Here is a 22,864-nt window from a genome sequence, read left to right as displayed (position 1 = left end):
ACGCCCTCAGAACTCGGTCCCGAACGAGACCAGGTGGAAGGCGAGTGCCACCCAGAGGATGAAGAACACCCCCAGCACCAGCAGTACGCTCCAGATGCGGGCGAACCAGCCGCGCTTGTCACGCCAGGTGAGCCAGGCGTTCCAGATCGACAGTCCGAACATCCCGAAGAATGCCAGCGTGCCGACGAACTGGGTCAGCAGGATCAGCCAGTCGGTCGAGCCATGGCTCTCGAAATTCTCGAGCCCGGTGATCACGACCCCCCAGAGCACCAGCGCCAGCAGCACCAGCCAGGCGAAGCCGCGCAGTGCGCGATAGGTGCGCCGCGCCTCGCCTTCGAGCTTCAGCGGCGCTGCATAGCGACGGCGGGCGAACCAGCCGACGGGCCAGGATAGTGCGCTGAGCAACACCATGCCCACGCCGAACAGCAAAGCCGGCACCAGCCAGGCCGAGTCCAGCGCGGCGGGCGTGCGGTACCAGATCATGAACGGCGAGACTTCGCCGAAGCTCCAGCGCACGACCTTGCCGTCGACCACCTGCGCCGCGAGCCGCTCATGGCCATAGGCGTCCTGCCAGACAAAGGGCGCGACTTCGATCAGCTTGCGCGGCGCGCCGCCCGGGCTGGTCAGCGCCGGGATCACCGGGCGCCCCTCGGCGTCGAGCGTCACCTTGGTATCGCCGAGCAGGTTGATGATCTTGGCGAAGCTCGATTCGATGCGGCGGCTGTTGGTCCAGCTGCCGACGAGCAGCTTGGCGTGCTCCTTGGCGGTGGGCAGTTCCTTGGGCGCCGCCTTGTTCGGATCGGGCAGGTAGCGATCGGCGAACTCGTCGAACAGCGAGCCGCGGAGCACGCGGGTCACCCCGTCCTTGCCGCCGCTGTTCATCGAAATGTAGAGCCCGACATTGTCTTCGGGGAAGATCCACAGGTCGCTGTGGAAATAGACGGTGTCGCCGCCATGCGCGATCGCGCGGTGGCCGTTGATGCGCTGCTCGTAGAAGCCGAGCGCCATTTCGTTGATCGCCGGGATCGCGCTGGGCTGGGCAGTGTGCATCAGCTTCGCGGTCTCGGGCTTGAGCAGCGGCCCGCCATTGGCAAGGTGCGCGATCATGAACTTGGCCATGTCGCCGCCGCTAATTGCCGAAGCACCCGCCGGCGCCATGCCGATCAGCTCATAGCCCTTGGCCTTGCCCGAGCCGAGTTCATAGCCCTGCGACATGAACGGCTTGAGCCGGTCGGGCAGCGGCTGGCGGAAGCTGGCATAGCGCATGCCCAGCCGGTCGAAGATGTTCTTCTCGACATAGTCGTCGAAGCGCATCCCGGACGCGCGCTCGACAATGTAGCCCGCCAGCGCGGTGGCATAGTTGGAATAAGCCGGCGTGCTGCCCGGCGCATAGATCCGCTCGGGGACGCGGTGCTTGAGCACATCGCCCAGGCTCGGCACCGGCTTGTCGAAGCTCAGCAGCCCCTTGATGATCTCTTCGAAACCGGCCGTGTGCGTCATGATGTTGCGCAGCGTGATCGGCTTGCCCTGATAGGGCGGGATCTTGAAATCGAGATACTGGTTCACGTCCGCGTCGAGGTTCAGCTTGCCGGCCTCGACCAGCTGCATCACCGCAGTCCAGGTGTAGAGCTTCGACGTCGAGCCGGGACGGAACAGCGTGGTCGCGGGATCGACCGGCTTGCGCTTCTCGACATCGGCATAGCCGAAGCCGCGCTGCGTCACGACCTGGCCGTCCTTGACGATGACCACCACCGCACCGGCGACATCGCCGCGGGCGAGCGCATAGGGCATGAAGCCGTCGAGCCAGGCATCGGCATCGGCCTTGGTCAGATTGGCGGCGACCGCCGGCTTGGCGACCGGCGCGGCGGGCGCGTTGGTCTGCGCCACGGGAGCGAGCGGTGATGGCGCCTGGGTGAAGGCCGGCACCGATATGGCAATGCCCAGCAGCCCCGCTGCCAGCACCCCGAGCGAACGTTTCCACATAAAGCGTCGTCCCCCTTTCCTCTCGCCCGCCCAGGACTCCGGCATGTCGATTGCGCCGGTATCCGCCTGCGGCTAAGCTATGCTCAATGAATAAGCCTGATTAGGACATGATGATCCTATTCAGAAAAATGTCAAACAGAGGCGCCGCATGGCAACGAAGCTGAAGCCCGAGCATCCAACATTGGGCACCCTGCTAAAGGCGCTGCGCGCCAGGAATGGCTGGACGCTCAAGGAGATGAGCCTGAAGAGCGGCATCCCGGTCTCGACCCTGTCCAAGGTCGAGCATGACCGGCTGACGCTGACCTATGACAAGCTGCTCCAGCTCAGCCAGCGGCTGAACATCCGCATGTCGGAGCTGTTCGCCGAGAATGATTCGGCGCCCGAGACGCAGGTGACCGCGCGGCGCAGCATCGGCGACCTCGATCGCGCGGTGCGCGTCAACACGGCCAATTACGATTATTATTACCTCTGCACCGAGCTGCGCCGGAAGCGGATGATCCCGGTGATCACCAAGGTGCGCGCCAAGACCGCCGAGGAGTTTGGCGATCTCGTCCACCATTCGGGCGAGGAATATATCTTCGTCGTCAGCGGGCGGATCGTCGTCCACACCGAATTCTATGATCCGGTGCCGCTCGAGGCCGGCGAATCGATCTACATCGATTCGAACATGGGCCATGGCTATGTGACCGGCGACGGCTGTGACGAGGCCGTGATCCTGGGCGTCTGCTCGAGCGCCGAGGACGGTCTCATGGACTCACTGCTCAACCTACACGCCTGATTGCCTATGCGAACGGTTGGATGAGACGATCGGTAACGCGAATGTCGGCCTGTAGGTGAAACACCGCTCGGCGCGACGCGGCAGTCCAGCGAATCGCGGAGAGCATTCCCACGAGCAGCGGACCAATGGCGGCCATCCTTCCAGACATTCGCAAAGCGCGTGGCGACCGCGCGAAGCTGCAAGGTAAAAAGGACCGGCGGGCGGACGATTGCGCGTCCGGCCGCCGGCCCAGGGGTTGGAGGGTCAGAAGTTCACATTGACGGTCGCGAGGAGCTTGCGGCCGTTCTTGTACACGCCGCGCGGCAGGCGCTGCGTATTGGCATAGGCGTAGTATTGGCTGTCGGTCAGGTTCATGCCCGAGACGGTCAGCCCGATTTCCTTGGTGATGTTGTAGGTGGCCGACACGTCCACATTGGCGCTGTCGCGTACATACATCTGGTCACCCCGGTCGATGCCGGTGAAGTACTTCGAGCGCCAGGTATAGGTTGCGCGCAGGGCGACCGGACCGCTCTCGAAGAATGGGCTGAGGCTCGCCTGGTGCTTCGAGTTGTAGGGCAGGTCCGCCCCTTCCTCGCCCTTGCCGTCCGCATAGGTGTAGTTGGCGAGCAGGCCGAAGCCGAGCGGCAGGCTCTGCTGATAGGCGATCGCGAAGCCCTTCACATTGGCCGAGCCCGCATTGAAGGGCCGGCTGATGTTGTAGGTGGTCACGGCGCCGACGAACTGGTTGAAGTACTGCTCGCGGGCAGTCTTCTGCAGAATGTAGTTGCCGATATCCTTGTAGAACACCTCAGCCGCCAGGATCGCGCGCGGTGCGAAATACCATTCGAGCGACGCGTTGTAGTTGGTCGATTCGTAGGGCTTCAGATCCGGGTTGCCGCCACCGCCGGTGCCGATCTGGTCAGACAGCCAGAAGTAGTTCGACATGTCGGCATAGTTCGGCCGCGCGATCACCTGCGCCGCGGCGAAGCGGAAGGTCAGGTCCTTCTGCAGCGCGATCGCGACGTTAACGCTCGGCAGGACATTGTCGTAGGAGCGGGTCGTCGTCTGCCAGATCCAGTCGGCCTGTGCGTTGCACGCGGCACCCGGCTTGCAGACAAAGCCCGCGCTCTCGGTCTTGGTATGGACATAGCGCGCGCCGATATTGCCGCGCAGGGCGCCCTGCTCGAAGTTGATCTGGCTGTAGAGCGCCTGGATGTCTTCCTTGATGTTCCAGTTGCCGGCGGTGAACTCGGCGGCGGCGAACATCGAGGGAGTCGGCAGGTTCGGGCGGCCCTGGACATAGTCCACCATCGAATCGCCGTTGATGACGAAGCGGTCTGCCATCTGGTCGTTGATGCCATCAAAGCCCGACAGGTAATTGTCCTTGACCGGACGCGTGTCGAAATTGCTCGCCGGCACCGAAAGGCCGGTCAGCGCGATGCCGGCATATTCCTGGCCGGTCTCGTGATGGCGATACTTGTAGCCGAACGACCAGCGCTTCAGCGAGCCGTCGAACTTCAGGCCGAGATCGACCTGGCCATAGCGCTCCTTGTCGGTGGTCGGCTTGTTGACGAGGTTGCCGCTCCAGCCCGGATCGGTGGCGAAGGCCGCCGGATTGCCGAGCACGTTGCTGCCATAGGTCAGCGTGCCGGGCTTGTCCGGGGCGCCACTGATGTCGACGGTATAGTCGGCCCAGTTGAGGAACTCGAGGAACACCTGCTTCTTGGTGCCGCCGTCGGCATCCGACACGCCGCCCTCGACATTCAGGTCCCAATGCACGTCGTCCCAGCCGATCTGGCCGCGGAACGTCTGCGAGTGCATCTCGGCGACGCGATATTGGGCATCCAGCACCGACAGCGCGTTCTTGAAGCTCGCCTTGGTGACGATGCCGTTGTCGACGGTTAGGCCGGTCAGCGAACCAGCGCTGTTCCAGACATTGCCCGGGAAGGCGTACATCGACTGGTTGAGATTGTCGTAGGTCGCGTCGATGCGCAGCCAGTCGGCAGTGACGGTCAACTCGTCGACCGGCTTCCACTGGGCGGTGGCGGAATAGGTCAGGCGCTCGCGGTTCTGCTCGAAATAGGAAGTGCCGAACGCATTCGGGAACTTGGCCCCCGGGTTCGCGGTCAGCGTGGTCGCGCAGGTGGCCGTGCAGTTACCCGTGGTGATCGAGCTGGTGCCGGCGTCGTTCTTGCCGGCCCAGAAGTCCGCGGTGATCGTGCCATAGCTCTCCAGGCCGTCGCGGCGCAGACGATCCTTGGCGCGCTGGAACGAGGCAAGGATGCCGAAGGTCTTGCTCTCATTATGCCAGCTGACCAGCGCCGAGCCCTGGACGTCGCCCTTCTCCGAGCGATCATTGTAGAGATAGCCGAGCGAGCCGGCGACCACGAAGGGCTTCAGCTCCAGCGGCTTGCGGGTGAGCACGTTGACGGTGCCGCCGATCGAGCCTTCGTCGATGCGCGCCTCGGGCGACTTGTAGACGTCGACGCGGTTGACCAGCTGCGGCGCGAGCAGCGCATAGTTGAAGGTACGGCCCGGCGAATCCAGAATGAACCAGTCGGCAGAAGCCACGGTCTGGCCGTTGAGCAGGGTGCGGTTCAGCGCCGGATCGGTGCCGAGGATCGAGACCTTCTCGCCCTGGCCGAACTGGCGGTCGACGGTGACGCCCGGAACCAGCGTCAGCGCTTCGGCAACGTTGGTGTTGGGGAACTTGCCGACATCTTCCGCCGAGACCGAGTCTATGATCGAATCGGCCTTGCGCTTGGCATCGATCGACTGGGCGAGCGATGCGCGGAAGCCGGTGACGACGATCTCGCCTTCATCGGCAGGCTGGGCAGTGGTGTCGCTGGTCTGTGCATGCGCGGCGCCGGTGAGCAGCGCCATGGCGCTGGCCGTGCCGATAAGAAATCCCCGGATCCCCATGTCTCATCCCCTTGGTCAGATGTTTCTGAACTTCGTTTTATTCTTTGTGGTACGCCGTTGGTATACCAGTCGCGTACCAATACCCGTACCATTCCTTAGGTCATGAGGGTCGTCAAGACGGATTCTTACATTGGGATTACAGTCCTCTGAAATTTTCTACTGACAATGGTACGTTAGTGGTACTAGTGTTGCATAAGGCGCACAGCCGACTATGGGGAAGCGATGCCGCTGCTGGCAAAAAAGATCAGGCCGTTCGATGGCCGGGGAAAAGGGCCGCTATACCGGCAGCTCGAGAACGCGTTGCGCGAAGCCCTGCTCGATAACCTGCTCAAGCCGAATGAAGCGCTGCCCGCCGAACGGGATCTGGCTGCGGACCTCTCGGTCTCTCGGATCACCTTGCGCAAGGCGATCGACAAGCTGGTCGACGAGGGGCTGCTTGTCCGCCGCCACGGCGCGGGCACCTTCGTGGCCAGCCGGGTCGAAAAGCAGTTCGCCAAACTCTCGTCCTTCTCGGAAGATATGGCCTCGCGCGGGCGGACCGTGCGCAGCGAATGGCTGATCCGCACCGCGAGCGCGGTGACGGGCGAGGAATCGCTCACCTTCGGCCTCAGCCCGGGCACCGAAGTCTACCGCTTCCACCGCATCCGCTATGCCGACGACGTGCCGATGGCGCTCGAATTCGCGATTATCCCAGGCTTCGGCCTGCCGGGGATCGAGGCGGTCAGCTCCTCGCTGTACGCCGCGCTCGAAGCGACCGGAAATCGTCCCGTTCGGGCGCTCCAGCGATTGCGCGCTGCCCTGTGCGACGCAGAACGGGCGGCCCTGCTCGGCGTCGATGTGGGCGCGCCCGTGCTCTATATCGAGCGGCGCGGCTTCCTGGCGGATGGCCGGGTAATCGAGGCAACGACCAGCTGGTATCGCGGCGACGCCTATGACTTCGTCGCCGAACTCGACACACGCGGCTAAGCTGATGACCTCCTCCCATCCGCGCCGCGGGACCATCCCCGCGCACGCCGATCAGTTCGCCGAGGCGACCAGGAAGATTCGATGCGGGCGCTGATCCCCACGCGCGCGCTGGTGGACGGCGCGCTGCAGACCGGCATCGCCGTGCTGGTCGATGGAGCGCGCATCATCGACCTGGTTCCCGCCGGTGTCCTTCCCCCGGATGCCGTGCGGGAGTCTCTGCCGGGCACGCTGGTCCCCGGCTTCATCGATACCCAGGTGAACGGCGGCGGCGGCGTACTGTTCAACGACGCGCCCACCGTCGCCGGCATCGCCGCGATTGGTGCGGCGCACCGTCGCTTCGGCACCACCGGGTTCCTGCCGACGCTCATCAGCGACGACCTCGACGTGATCCGCCGCGCAGTGGCCGCAGTCGATGCCGCGATCGAAGCGGGTGTGCCGGGTGTGCTCGGCATCCACATCGAGGGTCCGTTCCTCAACGTCGACCGCAAGGGCATCCATTCGGCCGAGAAGATCCGCCCGCTCGACGAGGACGGCATGGCGGTGCTGACCGGCCTGAAGCGCGGCCGCACCCTAATCACGCTCGCGCCCGAACGGGTCTCCCCAGCGCAAATCGAATCCCTTGTCGCCGCCGGCGTGGTCGTCTCGGCCGGGCATACCAATGCCAGCTATATCCAAGCCAAGGCGGCGGTGGCTGCCGGCATGCGCGGCGTGACCCACTTGTTCAACGCGATGTCGCCGCTCGGTTCGCGCGAGCCGGGGATGGTCGGCGCTTCGCTCGATTCGCCTGAACTGACATGCGGCCTGATCGTCGATGGCCATCATGTGAGCCCGGCGACGCTTCGTCTGGCGCTACGTTGCAAGCCCAGCAGCGGCTTCATGCTGGTGACCGACGCGATGCCCTCGGTCGGCTCGCTTGCGAGCGAATTCCTGCTTCAGGGCCGCCGCATCACCGTGAAGGACGGGGCTTGCCGCAGCGACGACGGAACGCTGGCCGGCTCGCATCTCGACATGGCGGCCGCGGTGCGAAACGCGATGTCGATGCTCGGCCTCGACATCGCGACGGCAGTGGAGCTGGCGAGCGCCAGCCCCGCTGCGCTGATCGGCCTGGACCGGACGCGAGGCCGCATTGCCGCCGGCCTTTTGGCGGACCTCGTGCTGCTCGACGACGCAGGACGGGTCATTGCGACCTGGATCGGCGGGCGCTAGCCCATCACCTGGCAGGCCCGAACCGGACAGTGGTTTCATAGTTTGTTCTGCGCGAAAGTTGTCGGCCGGCCAGCCATCCGTTCGCGGCCTTTCCGCGGTGCACGGCTGATCCTAAACCGGCCAGTCTGCAAACGCCCCAATAGCGGACATTGATGCCTGATGAGGCTTTGGCGTAAGACGGGCAGCAATGATTGCCGGTCTCCTAGCTCCCATCACTATGGCAATGGCCGCACTTCTTGCGGCGGAAGATCGTTGGCTTTTTCTACCCAGTGACGGAACAGCTACGATCGCTCTCGACCGTTCCAGCATAATTCAAGGACGGCAGCAGAAACTTTGGGTTCGCGTAACCTGGGCCAAGATCCGCGATAATGCCGCTTACTCGGATTGGCTTGAGAATTTTGACTGCGCTACCCAGTCGAGCTTCCCAAGCCGCATAATCGATTATGCTGCAGATGGGACTGTCCTTCGGGAGCTGGATGGCGACGAGGACTTGATGAGCATATTCCGAGATGCTGATCTGGCCATCGTGCATGATGTGGCTTGCGGCGCGGGGCCATCGAGTGGTGCTCGGAGTGGCAGCTAACCACCCAGGCTCATGTGCAACCACGTTAGCTGGAGCATCCTGTTGCTGGATCGCCGAATAATCCATGCGAAGCCAACTGCATATTTGAACTTCAGCCAGACCTCTTCCGCCACGTTGGTCGCGTCAACCTGCTCAGGCTAAGTCGGACCCATTTTCCCAAGCACGGCCCAGCCGAACGCCCGTCCGCAAGGCAACGCCCGCGCATCCTGGTTTCAACGCCATAAAATGGATGGTGCCGCCTACAGGACTCGAACCTGTGACCCCCGCATTACGAATGCGATGCTCTACCAGCTGAGCTAAGGCGGCCAACCAAGCAGGAGCGCTTCCGCCCCCGAAGGAGCGGCGCGCTTACCAGCATGTTTCGGGGCTGACAAGCACCCGCAATGGCCCCGCCATCAAAACCCGTCGAAAAGCGCCGCCTTTACGCGACGTTTACCACAGGCGGGGCACAAGCCTTGCTACAAGTACAAAGGGGCCATTGCCCCGAGTGGAGCATTTCGCATGGACATGGCGCGCGGCATCAACCACCCGCTCGGCTCGAACCCCGGGCACGAGGCGGACGACGCCGTAAACGATCGCGAGCTGACGATCGGCACCGATGAGCGCCGCATGCATGTGCGCGCCTATAATCACTGGGTCTCGCTCCTCCATGGCCGCGCCTATCCGTCGATCGAGGATCTCGATCCCGACAACATCATGGATTTCGGCGCGCACAGCGTGCTGCTCGATTTCTCCAAAGGCGTCGACGATCCCGCGATTCGCTTCCTCGGCCGCGCGCTGCGCGAGGAGACCGGCCTCGACGCGACGATCACCCATGTCGCCCAGGTGCCCAGCCGCTCGCTGCTCTCGCGCCTGACCGATCATTATCTCCAGATCATCGCGAATCGCGCGCCGATCGGCTTCGAGGCCGAGTTCGTCGGCACGCGCGGGCACAATACGCTCTATCGCGGCATCCTGATGCCCTTCTCGTCGAACGACGACACGATCGACTTCATCTATGGCGTGATCAACTGGAAGGAACTGGTCGACGCCGAGACCCAGGCCAAGCTCGAGGCCGAGGTCGACGAAGCGCGCCGCACCGCGCCGCGCAGCCTCGTCGCCGCCCCCGTCTGGGCCGATGGCCCGAGCGCCGGCTTCGATGCCCCCGCCGCCGCGGAAGCCCCTGCCCCCGAATCGCCGATCACCGTCGATGCCAGCCTGGCCGACAAGCTGCTGCTCGCCCGCGAATCGGCCGCCGCCGCCCGCGCGTCGGACACGCGCAGCCGCTCGGCACTCTACCGCGCGCTTGCCCGGGCCTATGATTTCGCGCTCGCCGTCGATGACGATGCGGAAGGCTATGCCGAACTGCTCGCCGATGCCGGGCTCACCGTCCAGGCCCGCGCACCGATGACGCCGGCCGTGAAGCTCGTCTTCGGCGCCGATTACGACAAGACCCGCGTCACCGAATTCGCCGCCGTGCTCAGCCATGCCAAGCGTACCGGCGTGCCGCAGGGCGGGCTCGATGCGTTCCTGGATGGCGCCGAGGGCGGCATCAAGGGCGTGGTGAAGGCCGAGCGCGAATTCCGCCGCCCGCCGGCCAGGCCCGATGCCTTTGCCGAGATCGCCGCCGAACTGCGCAGCCGCCCGCCGCTCGGTCATGTCGACATGACCGTCGCGATCCCGGCGGACCGCGAGTTCGTCGTGCTGCTCGCCCGCGCCGGCAAGCGGGGCCTCGACATCGTCGCCCAGGTCGAGGACAGCCCGCTGACCGAGCGCCTGGTGCGCAAGGCCGCGGCCTGAAATCCGCCGCTTCGGCGGCCCTCGGCCTCCAATACTCAGAGCTTTCCCCCGCACGAGAGTCACTTTCGTGCGCCGGCTCCACAATGTCCGCACGTTTGTAATTTTCTTACAGAACGAGTCTTGAGCCGGTCACTCCACAGGCGTAGGCGGTACTGCCATGAAAAGCATGATGACGTCGCTGACGCAGGCGTTCGAGGCGCGGTTGCTCGAGGGAGCGCTGCCGGGAGAGTTGGAAGATTTCGGCGAGGCCGAGCGCACGGAGGCGGCGAACTTCGTCGCGGAAGCTGCCGCCGTCCGTCCGCCGGACACGGCGAAGGTCGTGCTGGAGACCTTCCAGGGCGAGGAGAGCCGCCGGATGCGGCTTGCCGTCGTCAATGACGACATGCCCTTTCTTGTCGATTCGATCTCGGGCGCGATCGCGACCTATGACGTCGCCGTCCACCGCATCATCCACCCCGTGATTTCCGTCGAGCGCGATGGCGCCGGCAAGCTCCAGTCGATCGACGCCGGCAAGCGCGAATCGATGATCTATATCGAGATGGAGCGCGCCGATGCGCGCGCGCGCCGCAGCCTGGTCGTCGAGCTGGAGCGCACCCTCGCCCAGGTCCGCGACGCGGTGCATGACTGGCGCGCGCTGCAGAGCGCGATCGGCGCCGATGCCGCCACCGTCGGCGGGCGCGAGGGCGCCAAGCTGCTGCGCTGGTTCCAGGAAGGCGCGATGACCCTGCTCGCGCACGAGACCTGGACCGCGAGCGGCGATGTCGGCGACCAGCTCGGCCTCGCCCGGCACGAGCTCGACACCCCGATCCTCGCCGAGGCTTCGCGCAAGGCGGCGGTGGAGTATTTCCGGAAGGGCGGCGAAGTGCCGCTGCTGCTCAAGTCCAACTCGATCTCGCCGGTGCACCGCCGCGTGCCGCTCGACATCGTCGCGGTGCCGATCCTCACCGGCAGCGACGTGACCGGCCTGTCGATCCATGCCGGGCTGTGGACCAGCGCCTCGCTGTTCGCCAATCCCGAGGACGTGCCCGTGCTGCGCTCGCGGCTGGAAGGGCTGGAGCGCAAGTTCGGCTTCGATCCCAAGGGCCATACCGGCAAGGCGATGCAGCACGCGCTGACCGCGCTGCCGCATGACCTGACCACCGCCTTCGATGCCGATTCGCTCGAGCATCTGGTGCTCACCTCGATGTCGGTCGCCGACCGGCCGCGCTCGAAGCTGGCATTGGTCAAGAGCCCGCTCGGCCGCCACCTGTTCGCGTTCGTCTGGCTGCCGCGCGACGAAGTCGGCACCACCCGGCGCGAGGCGATCGGCACGATGCTCGCCGATGCCGCCAGCGCCAAGATCATCAACTGGTCGATCGCGCTCGAGGACGGCGAGGTCGCGCTGCTGCGCTACACGCTCGACCTGCGCGCCGGCGGAGTGATGCCCGACGCCGAGGCGCTCGACAACCAGCTCGAGCGGATGATGCGCGGCTGGGCGCCCGCGGTCGAAGCGGCGCTGCTCGACGATGCCGGCCCCACCGGCGCCACCCGCCTGACCCTGCGCTACGCCTCGGCCTTCCCGCCCGCCTACCGCACCACCTCGACTCCCGAGGAAGCCGCGCGCGACATCCTCCACCTCGCCCGCCTCGAAGGGCCGGGCGACCGCTCGGTGCGGATCACGCCGGTGGACGGCAAGCCCGGCGAATACCGGGTGAAGCTCTATGCCCAGGGCGCCGCGCTCGCGCTGTCCGACGCGGTCCCCGCCTTCGAGAATTTCGGCTTCCGCGTGATCGAGGAAGTGCCGACCGAGCTCTCCGGCGGCGCCTTCGTGCATGACTTCGCCGTCTCGGCCACCGGGCTGAAGGGCGACACCGCGGTGATCGAGGACGCGCTCGCCGCCGTGCTCGCGGGCAATGCCGAGAACGACCTGTTCAACCGGCTGATCGTCGAGAGCGGCATGAAGCCCGCTTCCGTCGTGCTGTTCCGCGCCTGGTTCCGCTATCTCCGCCAGACCGGCATGAACTACGGCATGGCCACGGTGGTCGACGCGCTGCGCCGCGCCCCCAACGTCGCGACTGCGCTGATCGAGCGCTTCGACGCCGCGCACAATCCGGCGCGCGCCGGCGACGATGCCGCGATCGAGGCGGCCGCCGCCGCGATCGAGACCGGCCTCGCCCAGGTCCAGGCGATCGACGACGATCGCATCCTGCGCACCATCCGCGGCGTCGTCCTCGCGACGCTCCGCACCAACGCCTATGCCCCCGCGGCAAAGGAAGCGCTGGCGTTCAAGCTCGATTCGGCCAAGGTGCCCGGCCTCCCCGCCCCGCTCCCCTGGCGCGAGATCTGGGTGTACAGCCCGCGCGTCGAGGGCATCCACCTGCGCGCCGGCCCGGTCGCGCGCGGCGGCCTGCGCTGGTCCGATCGCCGCGACGACTTCCGCACCGAGATCCTCGGCCTGATGAAGGCGCAGCGCGTGAAGAACGCGGTGATCGTGCCGACCGGCGCCAAGGGCGGCTTCTATCCCAAGCAGCTCCCCTCGCCCGCCACCGACCGTGACGCCTGGTTCGCCGAAGGCACCGAGAGCTACCGGATCTTCATCCGCACTTTGCTGTCGATCACCGACAACATCGTCTCGGGTTCGGTCGTCCATCCGGACAGCGTCCGCATCCTCGATGGCGAGGATCCCTATTTCGTCGTCGCCGCCGACAAGGGCACCGCGACCTTCTCCGACGTCGCCAATGCCATCGCGATCGAGCGCAACTTCTGGCTGGGCGACGCCTTCGCCAGCGGCGGTTCGGTCGGCTATGACCACAAGGCGATGGGCATCACCGCCAAGGGCGCCTGGGTCTCGGTCCGTCGCCACTTCCTCGAGATGGGCACCGATATCCAGTCCGAGCCGGTCACCGTCGCCGGCTGCGGCGACATGTCGGGCGACGTGTTCGGCAACGGCATGCTGCTGTCCAAGGCGATCAAGCTGGTCGCCGCCTTCGATCACCGCCACATCTTCCTCGATCCCAACCCGGATCCCGCCGCGTCGTGGGAAGAGCGCAACCGGATGTTCGCCCTGCCGCGCTCGAGCTGGGCGGATTACAACCCGGCGCTGATCTCGCAGGGCGGCGGCGTCTTCCCGCGCACCGAGAAGTCGATCCCGCTTTCGCCCGAGGTCCAGGCGCTGCTCGGCCTTACCGTCAGCGAGATCGATCCGGTCTCGCTGATCTCGGCGATCCTCAAGGCCCAGGTCGGCCTGCTCTGGTTCGGCGGCATCGGCACCTACATCAAGGCCGCGTCGGAAAGTAACGGCGAGGTCGGCGATCCCGCCAACGATCGCCTGCGCGTCAATGCCGAGCAGCTGCGCTGCAAGGCGGTCGGCGAAGGCGCGAACCTGGGCGTCACCCAGGCCGCGCGCATCGCCTTCGCTTCGCTCGGCGGCCGGATCAACACCGACTTCATCGACAATTCGGCCGGCGTCGATTGCTCGGACAACGAGGTCAACATCAAGATCGCGCTCAACCGCGAGATGATCGAAGGCCGCCTCGAGTTCGAGGACCGCAACACGCTCCTCGCCTCGATGACCGACAATGTCGCGCACCTGGTGCTCGAGGATAACCGCCTGCAGACGCTCGCCCTCTCCTTCATGGAGAATGACGGCTATGTCGCGCTGCCCTCCTATGTCCGCGTCATCGAGATCCTCGAAGGCTCGGGCCGCCTCGATCGCGCGGTCGAGGGGCTGGGCAGCAACGAGGAGCTGCTCCGCCGCGCCCAGGACAAGAACGGCCTCACCCGGCCCGAGCTGGCAGTGCTGCTCGCCTCGACCAAGCTGGCGCTGCAGGACGCGATCGAACATGCCGATCTCGGCCAGGATCCGGCGCTTGAGGACGATCTCATGCATGCCTTCCCCCAGGCCATGCAGGATCGCTTCGCCAAGGCGATCGAGGAGCATCGCCTGCGCACCGAGATCATCGCGACCAAGCTCGCCAACCGCGTGATCAACCGCCTCGGCGTGCTCCATCCCTTCGAGCTTGCCGAAGAGGAAGGCGCGGCGATGGCCGATATCGCGGCGATGTTCGTCGTCGCCGAGCGGCTGTTCTGCCTGCCCGCCTTGTGGGAAGCGGTCGAGACCGCCCCGATCAGCGAAGGCGCGCGCCTCGCGCTGCTCGACGAGATGGCGGTGGCGGTGCGCGGTCAGGTCGCCGACCTGCTCCGCGTCTCGCCGCCGGGCGCCAGCCCCGCCGAAGTGATCGCCCGTCTCAAGCCCGGCATCGATTCGCTCGACAAGGCCGCCAAGGGCCTGCTGCTCGACGAAGTGAAGGCGCAGTCGAACCGCATCTCGTCGCGGCTCGAAGCCGCCGGCGCGCCGGCCGAGCTGGTCGCCCGGGTGGTCAAGCTGTTCGAGCTGGATGGTGCGGTCGGCCTTGCCGATCTCAGCGTCCGCATGGGCACCGACGTGACCGCGCTCACCCGCGCCTTCACGTCGCTCGGCCAGGCGCTCGGGCTCGACTGGGCCCAGTCGACCGCCGCGCGCATCACCACCGGCGATGTGTGGGAGCGCCTGCTGATCGCCGGCCTCGCCCGCGACTTCCAGCAGATCCGCCTCGACTTCCTCCATCGCGGCGAAAAGGGCGAGCCCCAGGCCGCCGTCGATGCCTGGCTCTCGGCCAATGCCCCGCGCGTCGAGCAGTTCGCCGCGCTGGTCCGCCGTGCCCGCCAGTCGGCGGTGCCCAATGCCGCGATGCTCGCGCAGATCGCCGGCCAGGCCCGCGTGCTGCTGGGGCGGTAGAGCGATCCGCTTCCCCACCCTGCAAGGGGAGGGGAAGCCTTGCGGCCGTGTCCCTCCGGTTCCCCGGCGAAAGCCGGGGCCCAGGGTTTCTCTGCCGCATCGCTTGTTACCCTGGGCCCCGGCTTTCGCCGGGGAGCAGCCAAGCAACCGCCAGAAGATCACGGCGCACCGCGCACGCGGCGTGCCCCCTCAAATCCTCCCCCGGAGGGGGAGGATTGGCGAAGGTCTGCAAATCCACCTCTGCCCATCGGGCAAAGAAAAAGCCCGGCCGGTCCTTCGGGACCGACCGGGCTTTTCTATTGCAGACCGGAAAATCAGGCCTTGTCGACGCGCCGCGCCGGCGGCGTACTCCGCAAGATCAGGTACATGCCCCCCAGGCAAGCCGAAACACCCACCACGCAAACCACTGCCAGGCCGAGATAAAGTGCCGACATCCAGTCCTCCCAAGTCTTTTCTGGAAGGAAGCTGCGTAATTTCTTGAAGAACGGCAAGAAACATTCGTAGCTGCATTGCAACGCAATTATGCTGCAATTGCGAAATAATCGACCTCGCCGTATCGATACGAGACAGGGACTCCGGACCATCTTGGGCGGGCCCGGTGCACGCTCAAATGGCGCAGAATCAATCGCTCCCGCTTCTTCCCGGGTTTGCAATTGCGAATCGTTCTCGTTATCGCGCCGTAATCGAATCGAACCGGAATCGCTCACCCAAGATGCACGCCCCCTCCGCCCAGGCAGAAGAACTGGCCAAGGCCAAAGCCAAGCGCGCCCGCAAGAGCTTCTGGCTGAAGCAGCTGCATACCTGGCACTGGATGAGCTCGGCGATCAGCCTGATCGGCCTGCTGCTCTTCGCGATCACCGGCTTCACCCTCAATCACGCCGCCGACATCGAGGGCTCGCCCAAGTCGGTCGAGCATGCCGTGCAGCTGCCCGCGCCGCTGCTGGCCAGGGTGAAGGCGGACGACCTGCCCGATGCCAAGAAGCCGATCCCGGCCGATGTCGCCAAATGGGTGCAGGACCAGGTCAAGATCGACGCGAGCGGCACCGCCGAATGGTCCGCCGGCGAGATCTACCTCGCCAAGCCGCGTCCGGGCGGTGATGCCTGGATCTCGATCGACCGCGATACCGGCGCCGTCACCAGCGAGAACAGCTCGCGCGGCTGGATCGCCTATCTCAACGACCTCCACAAGGGCCGCAACGCCGGCGGCTGGTGGAAGCTGTTCATCGACGTCTTCGTCTTCGCCTGCCTCGTCTTCACGCTCACCGGGCTGGTGCTGCTGTGGATGCATTCGAAGCATCGCAAGAGCACCTGGCCGATCGTCATCGCCGGCCTCGTCATTCCGGCGCTTATCGCCATTTTCCTGATCCACTAAGGGGAGCCCAAGTCCATGCAGTATCGCATCACCGGCCTCACGCTCGTCGCGATCGGCGGGGCGGGCCTGCCGACCGCCGCCGGCGCGCAGACCATCGACCTGTCGGTCACCATTCCGCAGATGAAGGTCGCCGAGTATCACCGCCCCTATGTCGCGGTGTGGCTGGAAAAGGAGGGCGCCGCCCCCCGCACGCTCCAGGTCTGGTATGATTTCGACGGCCGCAGCGCCGAGGGTGCCGGCACCAAGTGGCTGCGCGACATGCGCCAGTGGTGGCGCGTGGTCGGCCGCGGCATGAGCTTCCCGGCCGACGGCGTCACCGGCGCCACCAAGGGCGCGGGCACCCACAAGATCGCGCTGGTCGGCGGCAAGGGCGCCACGCCGGCGCTGGCGCCGGGCAACTACAAGCTGCTGGTCGAGGCCGCACGCGAAGTCGGCGGCCGCGAGGTCGTCAGCGTGCCCTTCACCTGGAACGGCAAGGCCGTCACCGCCACCGCCAAGGGCGCGAGCGAGCTCGGCGCCGTCACCGTCTCGATCAAGCGCTGATCTCAAGGGGGAATAGAGACATGAACTTCCGCAAGCCGCTTCTCGCCGCAGCCGCCGTCATCGCGATCGCTGCCCCGGCCGCCATCGCGCACCGCCAGTGGATGCTGCCGTCCTCGACCACCGTCTCGGGCACCGATAACTGGGTGACCGTCGATGCCGCCGTGTCGAACGACCTGTTCTTCTTCGATCACCAGCCGCTGCGCGCCGTGCCCGTGGTCACCCAGCCCGACGGCACCGAGGGCAAGGTCGAGAACCATAATGTCGGCCGCTTCCGCGCGACCTTCGACCTGCACCTGACCCAGCAGGGCACCTACAAGGTCGCCGTGGTCAATGAGGGCGTGTTCGGCAGCTATGTGCTGAACGGCGAGCGCAAGATGCTGCCGCGCGGCACCAACACCGCCAATCTCGCCGCCGCGATCCCGGCCGGCGCCACCGATGTCCAGACCGCCGAGAATGTCTCGCGCAACGAGATCTTCATCACCCAGGGCGCGCCGACCAACACCGTGTTCAAGACCAGCGGCAAGGGCATCGAACTGGTGCCGGTCACCCACCCGAACGACCTGGTCACCAATGAGCCCGGCAACTTCCAGTTCCTCAAGAACGGCAAGCCCGGCGCCGACCTGACCGTCACCGTGATCCCGGGCGGCATCCGCTATCGTGACGCGCTGCACGAGCAGGTGCTGAAGACCGATGCCCAGGGCAAGGTCTCGATCAAATGGGGCCAGCCCGGCATGTACTGGGTGATGGTCAACGAAGGCGGCGAGCGCGGCGAAGGCCCGGGCGCCGGTGGTCCCGGCGGCGGCCCGCGTCCGCAGCCCGCTCCGGGCGCTGCTCCCGCGGCACCGGGTGGTCCGCAGGCCGGCCCTGGTGGCCCCGGCGGCCGCCCGATGGGCCCGGTCCGCGCACGCGTGAGCTACGTCACCACCCTCGAAGTGCTGGCGCCGTAGTTCACACCGCCATCCCTCCTTTCCTGTCATCCCCGCGAAGGCGGGGATCCATTGGCGCTGCAGTCGCGGCTCTTCTCGACAACCTGCGTGAATGGATCCCCGCCTTCGCGGGGATGACGGTGTAAGAAAACGTGGACGCACGGATAGCCATCCCCCCAACCCTCTCGCCCGCGGCGTTCCATCGCCGCCGGGCGGGGGCCCCTGTCATTTCCTGCGCGGGCGAGACGATGGGGACCAGCTGGTCCGCCCGCATCGTCGCCCCGCCCGAGGGCATCGCCCTGAAGATCCAGGCCGAGCTCGACCGCGTCGTCGCCGAGATGAGCCATTGGGCCCCCGATTCCACGCTGTCCCGCTTCAACCGCAGCGAACCGGGTCGCTGGCAGCCCCTGCCGATCGGCTTCGCGAAGGTCCTCGCCGCCGCGATGGAGGTCGCCGAAAAGAGCGACGGCGCCTTCGATCCCGCGATGGGCGCGCTGGTCGATCTCTGGGGCTTCGGTCCGCCCGGCCCGCGCATCGGCTTGCCCGGCGACGCCGAGGTCGCGGACGCTTGCGCGCGGTCCGGGCGTTCCCATATCGAGCTGGACGGCCGCCGTGCCCGCCGCGATGCGCCGGTGCGGCTCGATTTGTCGGGCATCGCCAAGGGGCACGGCGTCGATCGCGTGGCGGAGATGCTGCGCAGCATGGCGCTGCCCGATTTCCTGGTCGAGGTCGGCGGCGAGCTGCGCGGCGAGGGTATCAGGCCCGATGGCCAGCCCTGGTGGGTGGATTTCGAATCCCTCCCCTCCAGCCCCCTGGCAAGTTTTCGCGTCGCGCTCCACGGCCTGTCGGTCGCCACTTCGGGCGACTATCGCCGCAGCTTCGCCCATGAAGGCCGCGACTATGCCCACACCCTCGATCCCCGCACCGGCCGCCCGCTGGAAAACGGCGTCGCCTCGGTCACGGTGCTCCATCCAAGCTGCATGCTCGCCGATGCCTGGGCCACTGCGCTGACGGTGCTGGGCCCGGACGGCATGGCGCTGGCGGAACGCGAAGGGCTCGCGGCGCACATGGCGGCGCGCGAAGGCACGGGCTTTATGGAGCATCTCTCGCCGGCCCTGCAGGGGATGCTCTGAGAAATTCCCTTCCCTGAAAGGGAGGGGAGCGCAATCGGGTTGCAACACAGGATTTCGCCTGCTTGGCTACCGCAATTGCGAGATGCGCTTGCCGCGCGGCAAGCGTGTCAATTTGGCGCCACGAAACCCCGCTCCCGGCGTGTACTTCGTGTACTTTGGCTCAGGCGTCGGCCCAGCGGCGCAGGAGATTGTGGTAGACGCCGGTCAGCTCGATCACCGAGCGATCGTCATTGCCCAGCGTCGCTACCAGCCGCTGCACTGCCTGGTCCATCTCGAACAGGATGCGCCGCGCGCCATCGTCGCGCACCATCGACTGCATCCAGAAGAAACTCGCCACCCGCCGCCCGCGCGTCACCGGCTCCACCCGGTGGAGGCTCGATGAGGGATAGAGGATCGCGTGCCCCGCCGGCAGCCTGACCGACTGCGCGCCGAACTGCCCCTCGATCAGCAGCTCGCCACCGTCATAGTTCGCGGGATCCTCAAGGAAGACTGTCATCGACAGGTCGGAGCGGATGCGGAAGTCCGTGCCCCTCTGGATGCGGATCGCATTGTCGACATGCGTGCCGAACTGCTGCCCGCCGCCATAGCGGTTGAACAAGGGCGGGAAGACCTTGAGCGGCAGCGCCGCGGCGAAGAACAGGGGTGACTTGCCCAGCGCGTCGAGGATCATCGCCCCGCCCTGGCGATGCGCGTCGCTGCCCTCGGGAAGCTGCTCATTGTCCTTGGCCAGCGCCGATTGCGCGCCGGAAGTCGCGTTGCCGTCGATCCATTCGGCCGCATCGATGATGCCGCGCAGCTCGGTCACCTGCTCGGGCGAAAGCAGGTCGGGAATGGCGATCAGCATGAAGTTCCTTCCTTGCGCAGCGCTGCGCTGCCCCGGGTCCGTAGCCGCTCGTCCGGGACCTGCGCCAGCCAGGCAAGCGCCTTGTCGCGGAACACCGGCTTCGCCTCCGCCCCGCACCGCTCGATCCACAGCAGCGCGCCTTCCACGTCGCCGGCTTCGGCAAGCATCCGGGCATGGTTGAACATCCCGCGGAAGTCCCCGCCCTCGGCCGCCCGGGCATAGCAGTCCGCCGCCGCCGCCATGTCGCGCGGGACCAGGTCTCCCGCCTCATGGAAGCTACCGACGAAGTTGGTGGATTTGGCGTGCCCCATTGCGGAGGCCTTCTGGAACCAGCCGAGCGCGGCCGCCTTGTCCTGCGTCAAGCCGGCGCCGAGCGCGAGCGCGGAGCCGTAATTGTACATGCCCCAGTCGAGCCCCGCCTCGGCGGCGACCCGGAAGCATTCCGCCGCGCGCACCTTGTCGATGCGCGTGCCCCAGCCAAGGTCATAGCAGCGGCCCAGCATGTTGAGCCCCATCGGATGCCCCTGTTGCGCCGCCTTCCAGAACCAGCCGAACGCCTCGGCCGGCTTCTGGGCGTCGAGCAGCATCTGGCCATGGATGGCCTGCGCCTCGGCCAGGCCGGCCTCCGCCCCTTCGCGAATCAACGCCGCCCGCGCCTCCGGCGAACCGGAGAGGCGGGCGGCGATGTCTTCGCTCGACAATGGATCGAGCCGCGTCATGTCCTGGCTATATCAGAACTTGTAGCTGGCCGTCAGGATCGCCGAGCGCGCATCGCCGGGGGTGGCCCAGCCGTTATTGGCGCGGATGCGGGTGTAGTAGAGCTTGTCGCCGATATTCTTGACGTTGAGCTGCAGCGACAGCGCCTTGGTCACCTCATAGGCGGCGGTCAGGTTGTGGACGAGATAGTCCTTCGAATAGAGCACCCGCGACAGCGGTCCGCCGACCACGGTGCGCGTCGGGAGATTGATCGCGAACTTGCCCTGGTAGGTCGCGCCGTAGCCGATCGTCAGGCCGAACGGCAGGGTATAGGCGGTGTAGAGGCTGCCCGAGTGCTTCGGGGTCTGCTGGAGCTGCGCACCGGCCGAGGGGTCGAGCGCCGCACCCTTCGCCACCGAGCGGATCAGCTCGCTGTCGAGATAGGTGTAGTTGGCGGTGATCTGCCAGGCCGAGGTGATGTGCCCGGTGGCGCCCAGCGCGACGCCGTCGACGCGCGAATGGCCGTCAAGCTGCTGATCGGAGACGGTCGGGTCGACCGAAGGCACCTTGTAGCTGTCACGATCGGTGCGGAACAGCGCCGCGGTCAGCAGCAGGCCGCCCTTGAACAGCTCCGCCTTGCCGCCGATCTCGTAATTCTTGGCGCTCTCGGGCTTCACGTTGCAGGTCGCGGCCGAGCAGCTGCCGTTGACGGTGCTCTGCGACGGGGTCCGCGAATTGCCATAGGCGACATAGAGGCTGATCGGTTCGATCGGCTTGTAGACCGCGCCGACGCGGTAGGAGAGCAGGCTGTTGCGGTTGCCCGTGCGGGTCACCGCCGTGATCTGGCCCAGCGTCGCTGCCGCGGTCGACAGGGTGTAGGCCGCGAACTCGCCGATGTTGCGCTCCCAGCGAACGCCGCCGTTGAGCTCGAAATGGTTCGACAGCTTCATCGTGTCGAACAGGTAGACCGCCTTGTTCGCGACCTCGCTGTGGCTCCGCGCGCTGACGATGAAGTTCACCGGACCGCTATAGACATTGCGGTTGTTCAGGTTCGGATCGTTCCAGGCGTAGGCCGGGATGGTCACGGCGGTGCCATTGGCATTGCGCTGCGAATTGCCCGAGCGCACGTCATAATATTCGCGCGAGAGCGAAATGCCCAGGTCGAAGCTGTGCTCGATGCCGAAGGTCTCGAACATGCCCTTCAGGTCGGTCTGGTTGTAGATGATCTGGTTGCGGGTATCGCGGGTGTTGCCGCGCGAGCCGCCGCTCGGCGTGAACAGGCCCGGGGTGGTGCAGGCCAGGCCGGCCGCGGTGAGGCTTGTCGGCAGGCAGAAGGTGCCTTCCGGGCCGTCCGCGATCGAATATTGCTCGACGTCCTGGTAGCGGGTGAGGTTGCGCAGCGAGATCTTGCTGCTCAGCTCATGCTCGAAGATCGCCGTCGCCTGATCGACATTGCTGTCCTGCTTGTCGAGGTTGCGGAAGCCGTAATAGGCGCTGCGGCTGGTGCCCGGCACCTGGCCGGTGAACCAGTTGTTGGTGCTGCTGACATAGGGCACGCCGAACTGCGGGATGTTGTTGTCCTCCTGGTGGAGGTAAATCAGGCTCAGCTTGGTCGGCGCCTCGAGCCCGAAGGTAACCGACGGCATCACGCCCCAGCGCTTGTTGTTCTCGACTTCGCGACCGGGAACATCGTTGCGGTGATACATCGCGTTCAGCCGGACGCCGATGTTGTCGCTCAGCTTCCTGTCGATATCGGCGGTGGCGCGATAATATTCGTCGGTGCCGATCCCGGCCTGCACCACGGTCTTGTCGCGGCCGCTCGGGCGCTTGCTGACCAGGTTGATGTTGCCGGCGATCGAACCGGCACCCGAATAGACCGAGTTCGAGCCGTTGGTGACTTCGATCTGCTCGATGTTGAAATTGTCCGAGCGGGTATATTGCGCGCTGTCGCGCACATTATCGATCGTGATGTCGTTATTGGCGCTGAAGCCGCGCAGGTTGATACTGTCGCCATAGCCGCTGCCGCCTTCGCCGGCGCCGAAGGTGATGCCGGGCACCGTCGCCAGCGCATCGCGCAGCGACAGGATGTTCTGCTGCTCCATCACTTCGGCCGTGATCACCGTCACGGTCTGCGGGGTATCGCGCAGCGGACGGGTGTTCTTCGGGCTTTCCTGCTTCGGCTGGTAGACCTGGCCATTGACCGTGATCTGGTCCTTGTCCTGCACGTCGTCCGACGAAGCGGGGGTATTCGCCTTGTCGCCGTCCGGCCCGTTGGAGGCGTGGGCTGGCGCGCTGGCGACGAAGCCGACACAGGCGAGCGCGAGGAAGGCGGGCGCAGCCGCACCGGTCGAACGATTCACTTGGGAACCCCCTGTTACAGATTGTTTCGCCGCCAGCT

Annotated in this window: 16 protein-coding genes and 1 tRNA gene; 10 read left to right on the top strand and 7 right to left on the bottom strand. The window is 66.1% G+C overall.

Features of this window, described 5'->3' with window-relative positions; genetic code table 11:
- Positions 1-6: 6 nt before the first annotated feature.
- Positions 7-1,983, bottom strand: a complete 1,977-nt coding sequence (locus O3305_RS19450) for a serine hydrolase domain-containing protein (protein WP_269574000.1) — start codon at positions 1,981-1,983, stop codon at positions 7-9.
- Between the two features lie 148 nt (positions 1,984-2,131).
- Between O3305_RS19450 and O3305_RS19445 the strand changes: the two genes are divergently transcribed.
- Positions 2,132-2,761 carry a helix-turn-helix domain-containing protein gene (locus tag O3305_RS19445; protein WP_269573999.1) on the top strand — a complete coding sequence of 210 codons (630 nt, stop codon included), beginning with the start codon at positions 2,132-2,134 and terminating at the stop codon, positions 2,759-2,761.
- A gap of 243 nt (positions 2,762-3,004) precedes the next feature.
- Here the strand turns inward: O3305_RS19445 and O3305_RS19440 are convergent, their stop codons facing one another.
- The gene (locus O3305_RS19440) at positions 3,005-5,662 is read right to left on the bottom strand and encodes a TonB-dependent receptor (RefSeq protein WP_269573998.1); all 2,658 of its coding nucleotides are present in this window, start codon (positions 5,660-5,662) and stop codon (positions 3,005-3,007) included.
- A 222-nt stretch (positions 5,663-5,884) separates the two neighbouring features.
- Between O3305_RS19440 and O3305_RS19435 the strand changes: the two genes are divergently transcribed.
- The 3 genes from O3305_RS19435 to O3305_RS19425 all read left to right on the top strand — a co-directional run bounded on the left by O3305_RS19435 (position 5,885) and on the right by O3305_RS19425 (position 8,417).
- Positions 5,885-6,628, top strand: coding sequence for a GntR family transcriptional regulator (locus tag O3305_RS19435; protein ID WP_269573997.1), 744 nt, complete (start codon positions 5,885-5,887; stop codon positions 6,626-6,628).
- An 81-nt stretch (positions 6,629-6,709) separates the two neighbouring features.
- Positions 6,710-7,834, top strand: a complete 1,125-nt coding sequence (nagA, locus tag O3305_RS19430; protein ID WP_269573996.1) for an N-acetylglucosamine-6-phosphate deacetylase — start codon at positions 6,710-6,712, stop codon at positions 7,832-7,834.
- 223 nt (positions 7,835-8,057) lie between these two features.
- Positions 8,058-8,417, top strand: a complete 360-nt coding sequence (locus tag O3305_RS19425; protein ID WP_269573995.1) for a hypothetical protein — start codon at positions 8,058-8,060, stop codon at positions 8,415-8,417.
- Between the two features lie 230 nt (positions 8,418-8,647).
- Here the strand turns inward: O3305_RS19425 and O3305_RS19420 are convergent.
- Positions 8,648-8,723: transfer RNA gene (locus O3305_RS19420), tRNA-Thr, on the bottom strand.
- A gap of 195 nt (positions 8,724-8,918) precedes the next feature.
- Here O3305_RS19420 and O3305_RS19415 point away from each other — a divergent pair.
- The gene (locus O3305_RS19415; RefSeq protein WP_502958149.1) at positions 8,919-10,196 is read left to right on the top strand and encodes a PAS domain-containing protein; all 1,278 of its coding nucleotides are present in this window, start codon (positions 8,919-8,921) and stop codon (positions 10,194-10,196) included.
- A 157-nt stretch (positions 10,197-10,353) separates the two neighbouring features.
- Entirely contained in the window at positions 10,354-14,952 is a 4,599-nt protein-coding gene (locus tag O3305_RS19410) for an NAD-glutamate dehydrogenase (protein ID WP_269573994.1), read from the top strand.
- A 314-nt stretch (positions 14,953-15,266) separates the two neighbouring features.
- Here the strand turns inward: O3305_RS19410 and O3305_RS19405 are convergent, their stop codons facing one another.
- Entirely contained in the window at positions 15,267-15,443 is a 177-nt protein-coding gene (locus O3305_RS19405; RefSeq protein ID WP_269573993.1) for a hypothetical protein, read from the bottom strand.
- Positions 15,444-15,664: 221 nt separating this feature from the next.
- On the opposite strand from O3305_RS19405, the gene O3305_RS19400 reads away from it, so the two are divergent.
- The 4 genes from O3305_RS19400 to O3305_RS19385 all read left to right on the top strand — a co-directional run bounded on the left by O3305_RS19400 (position 15,665) and on the right by O3305_RS19385 (position 18,926).
- The gene (locus O3305_RS19400; RefSeq protein WP_269573992.1) at positions 15,665-16,324 is read left to right on the top strand and encodes a PepSY-associated TM helix domain-containing protein; all 660 of its coding nucleotides are present in this window, start codon (positions 15,665-15,667) and stop codon (positions 16,322-16,324) included.
- Between the two features lie 15 nt (positions 16,325-16,339).
- Positions 16,340-16,867 (top strand): DUF2271 domain-containing protein, encoded by a 528-nt coding sequence (locus tag O3305_RS19395; RefSeq protein WP_269573991.1) that lies wholly within the window; start codon positions 16,340-16,342, stop codon positions 16,865-16,867.
- A 20-nt stretch (positions 16,868-16,887) separates the two neighbouring features.
- Positions 16,888-17,814 carry a DUF4198 domain-containing protein gene (locus O3305_RS19390; protein WP_269573990.1) on the top strand — a complete coding sequence of 309 codons (927 nt, stop codon included), beginning with the start codon at positions 16,888-16,890 and terminating at the stop codon, positions 17,812-17,814.
- A gap of 227 nt (positions 17,815-18,041) precedes the next feature.
- The gene (locus O3305_RS19385; RefSeq protein ID WP_269573989.1) at positions 18,042-18,926 is read left to right on the top strand and encodes an FAD:protein FMN transferase; all 885 of its coding nucleotides are present in this window, start codon (positions 18,042-18,044) and stop codon (positions 18,924-18,926) included.
- Between the two features lie 160 nt (positions 18,927-19,086).
- On the opposite strand, the gene O3305_RS19380 is transcribed toward O3305_RS19385, so the two are convergent.
- The 3 genes from O3305_RS19380 to O3305_RS19370 are packed head-to-tail and all read right to left on the bottom strand — an operon-like array spanning position 19,087 to position 22,826.
- Positions 19,087-19,770: a Fe2+-dependent dioxygenase gene (locus O3305_RS19380; RefSeq protein WP_269573988.1), complete on the bottom strand. Its 684-nt coding sequence runs from the start codon at positions 19,768-19,770 to the stop codon at positions 19,087-19,089.
- Entirely contained in the window at positions 19,764-20,489 is a 726-nt protein-coding gene (locus O3305_RS19375; RefSeq protein WP_269573987.1) for a tetratricopeptide repeat protein, read from the bottom strand. The genes O3305_RS19380 and O3305_RS19375 overlap by 7 nt, the downstream gene beginning before the upstream one ends.
- A 12-nt stretch (positions 20,490-20,501) precedes the next feature.
- Positions 20,502-22,826 (bottom strand): TonB-dependent receptor, encoded by a 2,325-nt coding sequence (locus O3305_RS19370; protein ID WP_269573986.1) that lies wholly within the window; start codon positions 22,824-22,826, stop codon positions 20,502-20,504.
- Between the last annotated feature and the right edge of the window lie 38 nt (positions 22,827-22,864).

The organism is Sphingomonas sp. NIBR02145 (genome assembly GCF_027359115.1).
In the GTDB taxonomy this organism is placed as follows: domain Bacteria; phylum Pseudomonadota; class Alphaproteobacteria; order Sphingomonadales; family Sphingomonadaceae; genus Sphingomonas; species Sphingomonas kyeonggiensis_A.
Note: the sequence above shows the minus strand (reverse complement) of the source record. Positions and strands in the feature narration are given on the sequence as shown.

Excerpts from the sequence above, each read along its gene's own strand:
- O3305_RS19415 (WP_502958149.1), top strand. The coding sequence starts at position 8,919 with ATGGACATGGCGCGCGGCATCAACCACCCGCTCGGCTCGAACCCCGGG.
- O3305_RS19410 (WP_269573994.1), top strand. The coding sequence starts at position 10,354 with ATGAAAAGCATGATGACGTCGCTGACGCAGGCGTTCGAGGCGCGGTTG.
- O3305_RS19385 (WP_269573989.1), top strand. The coding sequence starts at position 18,042 with ATGGGGACCAGCTGGTCCGCCCGCATCGTCGCCCCGCCCGAGGGCATC.
- O3305_RS19390 (WP_269573990.1), top strand. The coding sequence starts at position 16,888 with ATGAACTTCCGCAAGCCGCTTCTCGCCGCAGCCGCCGTCATCGCGATC.
- O3305_RS19395 (WP_269573991.1), top strand. The coding sequence starts at position 16,340 with ATGCAGTATCGCATCACCGGCCTCACGCTCGTCGCGATCGGCGGGGCG.
- O3305_RS19435 (WP_269573997.1), top strand. The coding sequence starts at position 5,885 with ATGCCGCTGCTGGCAAAAAAGATCAGGCCGTTCGATGGCCGGGGAAAA.
- O3305_RS19375 (WP_269573987.1), bottom strand. The coding sequence starts at position 20,489 with ATGACGCGGCTCGATCCATTGTCGAGCGAAGACATCGCCGCCCGCCTC.
- O3305_RS19425 (WP_269573995.1), top strand. The coding sequence starts at position 8,058 with ATGGCCGCACTTCTTGCGGCGGAAGATCGTTGGCTTTTTCTACCCAGT.
- nagA (WP_269573996.1), top strand. The coding sequence starts at position 6,710 with ATGCGGGCGCTGATCCCCACGCGCGCGCTGGTGGACGGCGCGCTGCAG.
- O3305_RS19440 (WP_269573998.1), bottom strand. The coding sequence starts at position 5,662 with ATGGGGATCCGGGGATTTCTTATCGGCACGGCCAGCGCCATGGCGCTG.
- O3305_RS19380 (WP_269573988.1), bottom strand. The coding sequence starts at position 19,770 with ATGCTGATCGCCATTCCCGACCTGCTTTCGCCCGAGCAGGTGACCGAG.
- O3305_RS19400 (WP_269573992.1), top strand. The coding sequence starts at position 15,665 with ATGCACGCCCCCTCCGCCCAGGCAGAAGAACTGGCCAAGGCCAAAGCC.
- O3305_RS19445 (WP_269573999.1), top strand. The coding sequence starts at position 2,132 with ATGGCAACGAAGCTGAAGCCCGAGCATCCAACATTGGGCACCCTGCTA.
- O3305_RS19450 (WP_269574000.1), bottom strand. The coding sequence starts at position 1,983 with ATGTGGAAACGTTCGCTCGGGGTGCTGGCAGCGGGGCTGCTGGGCATT.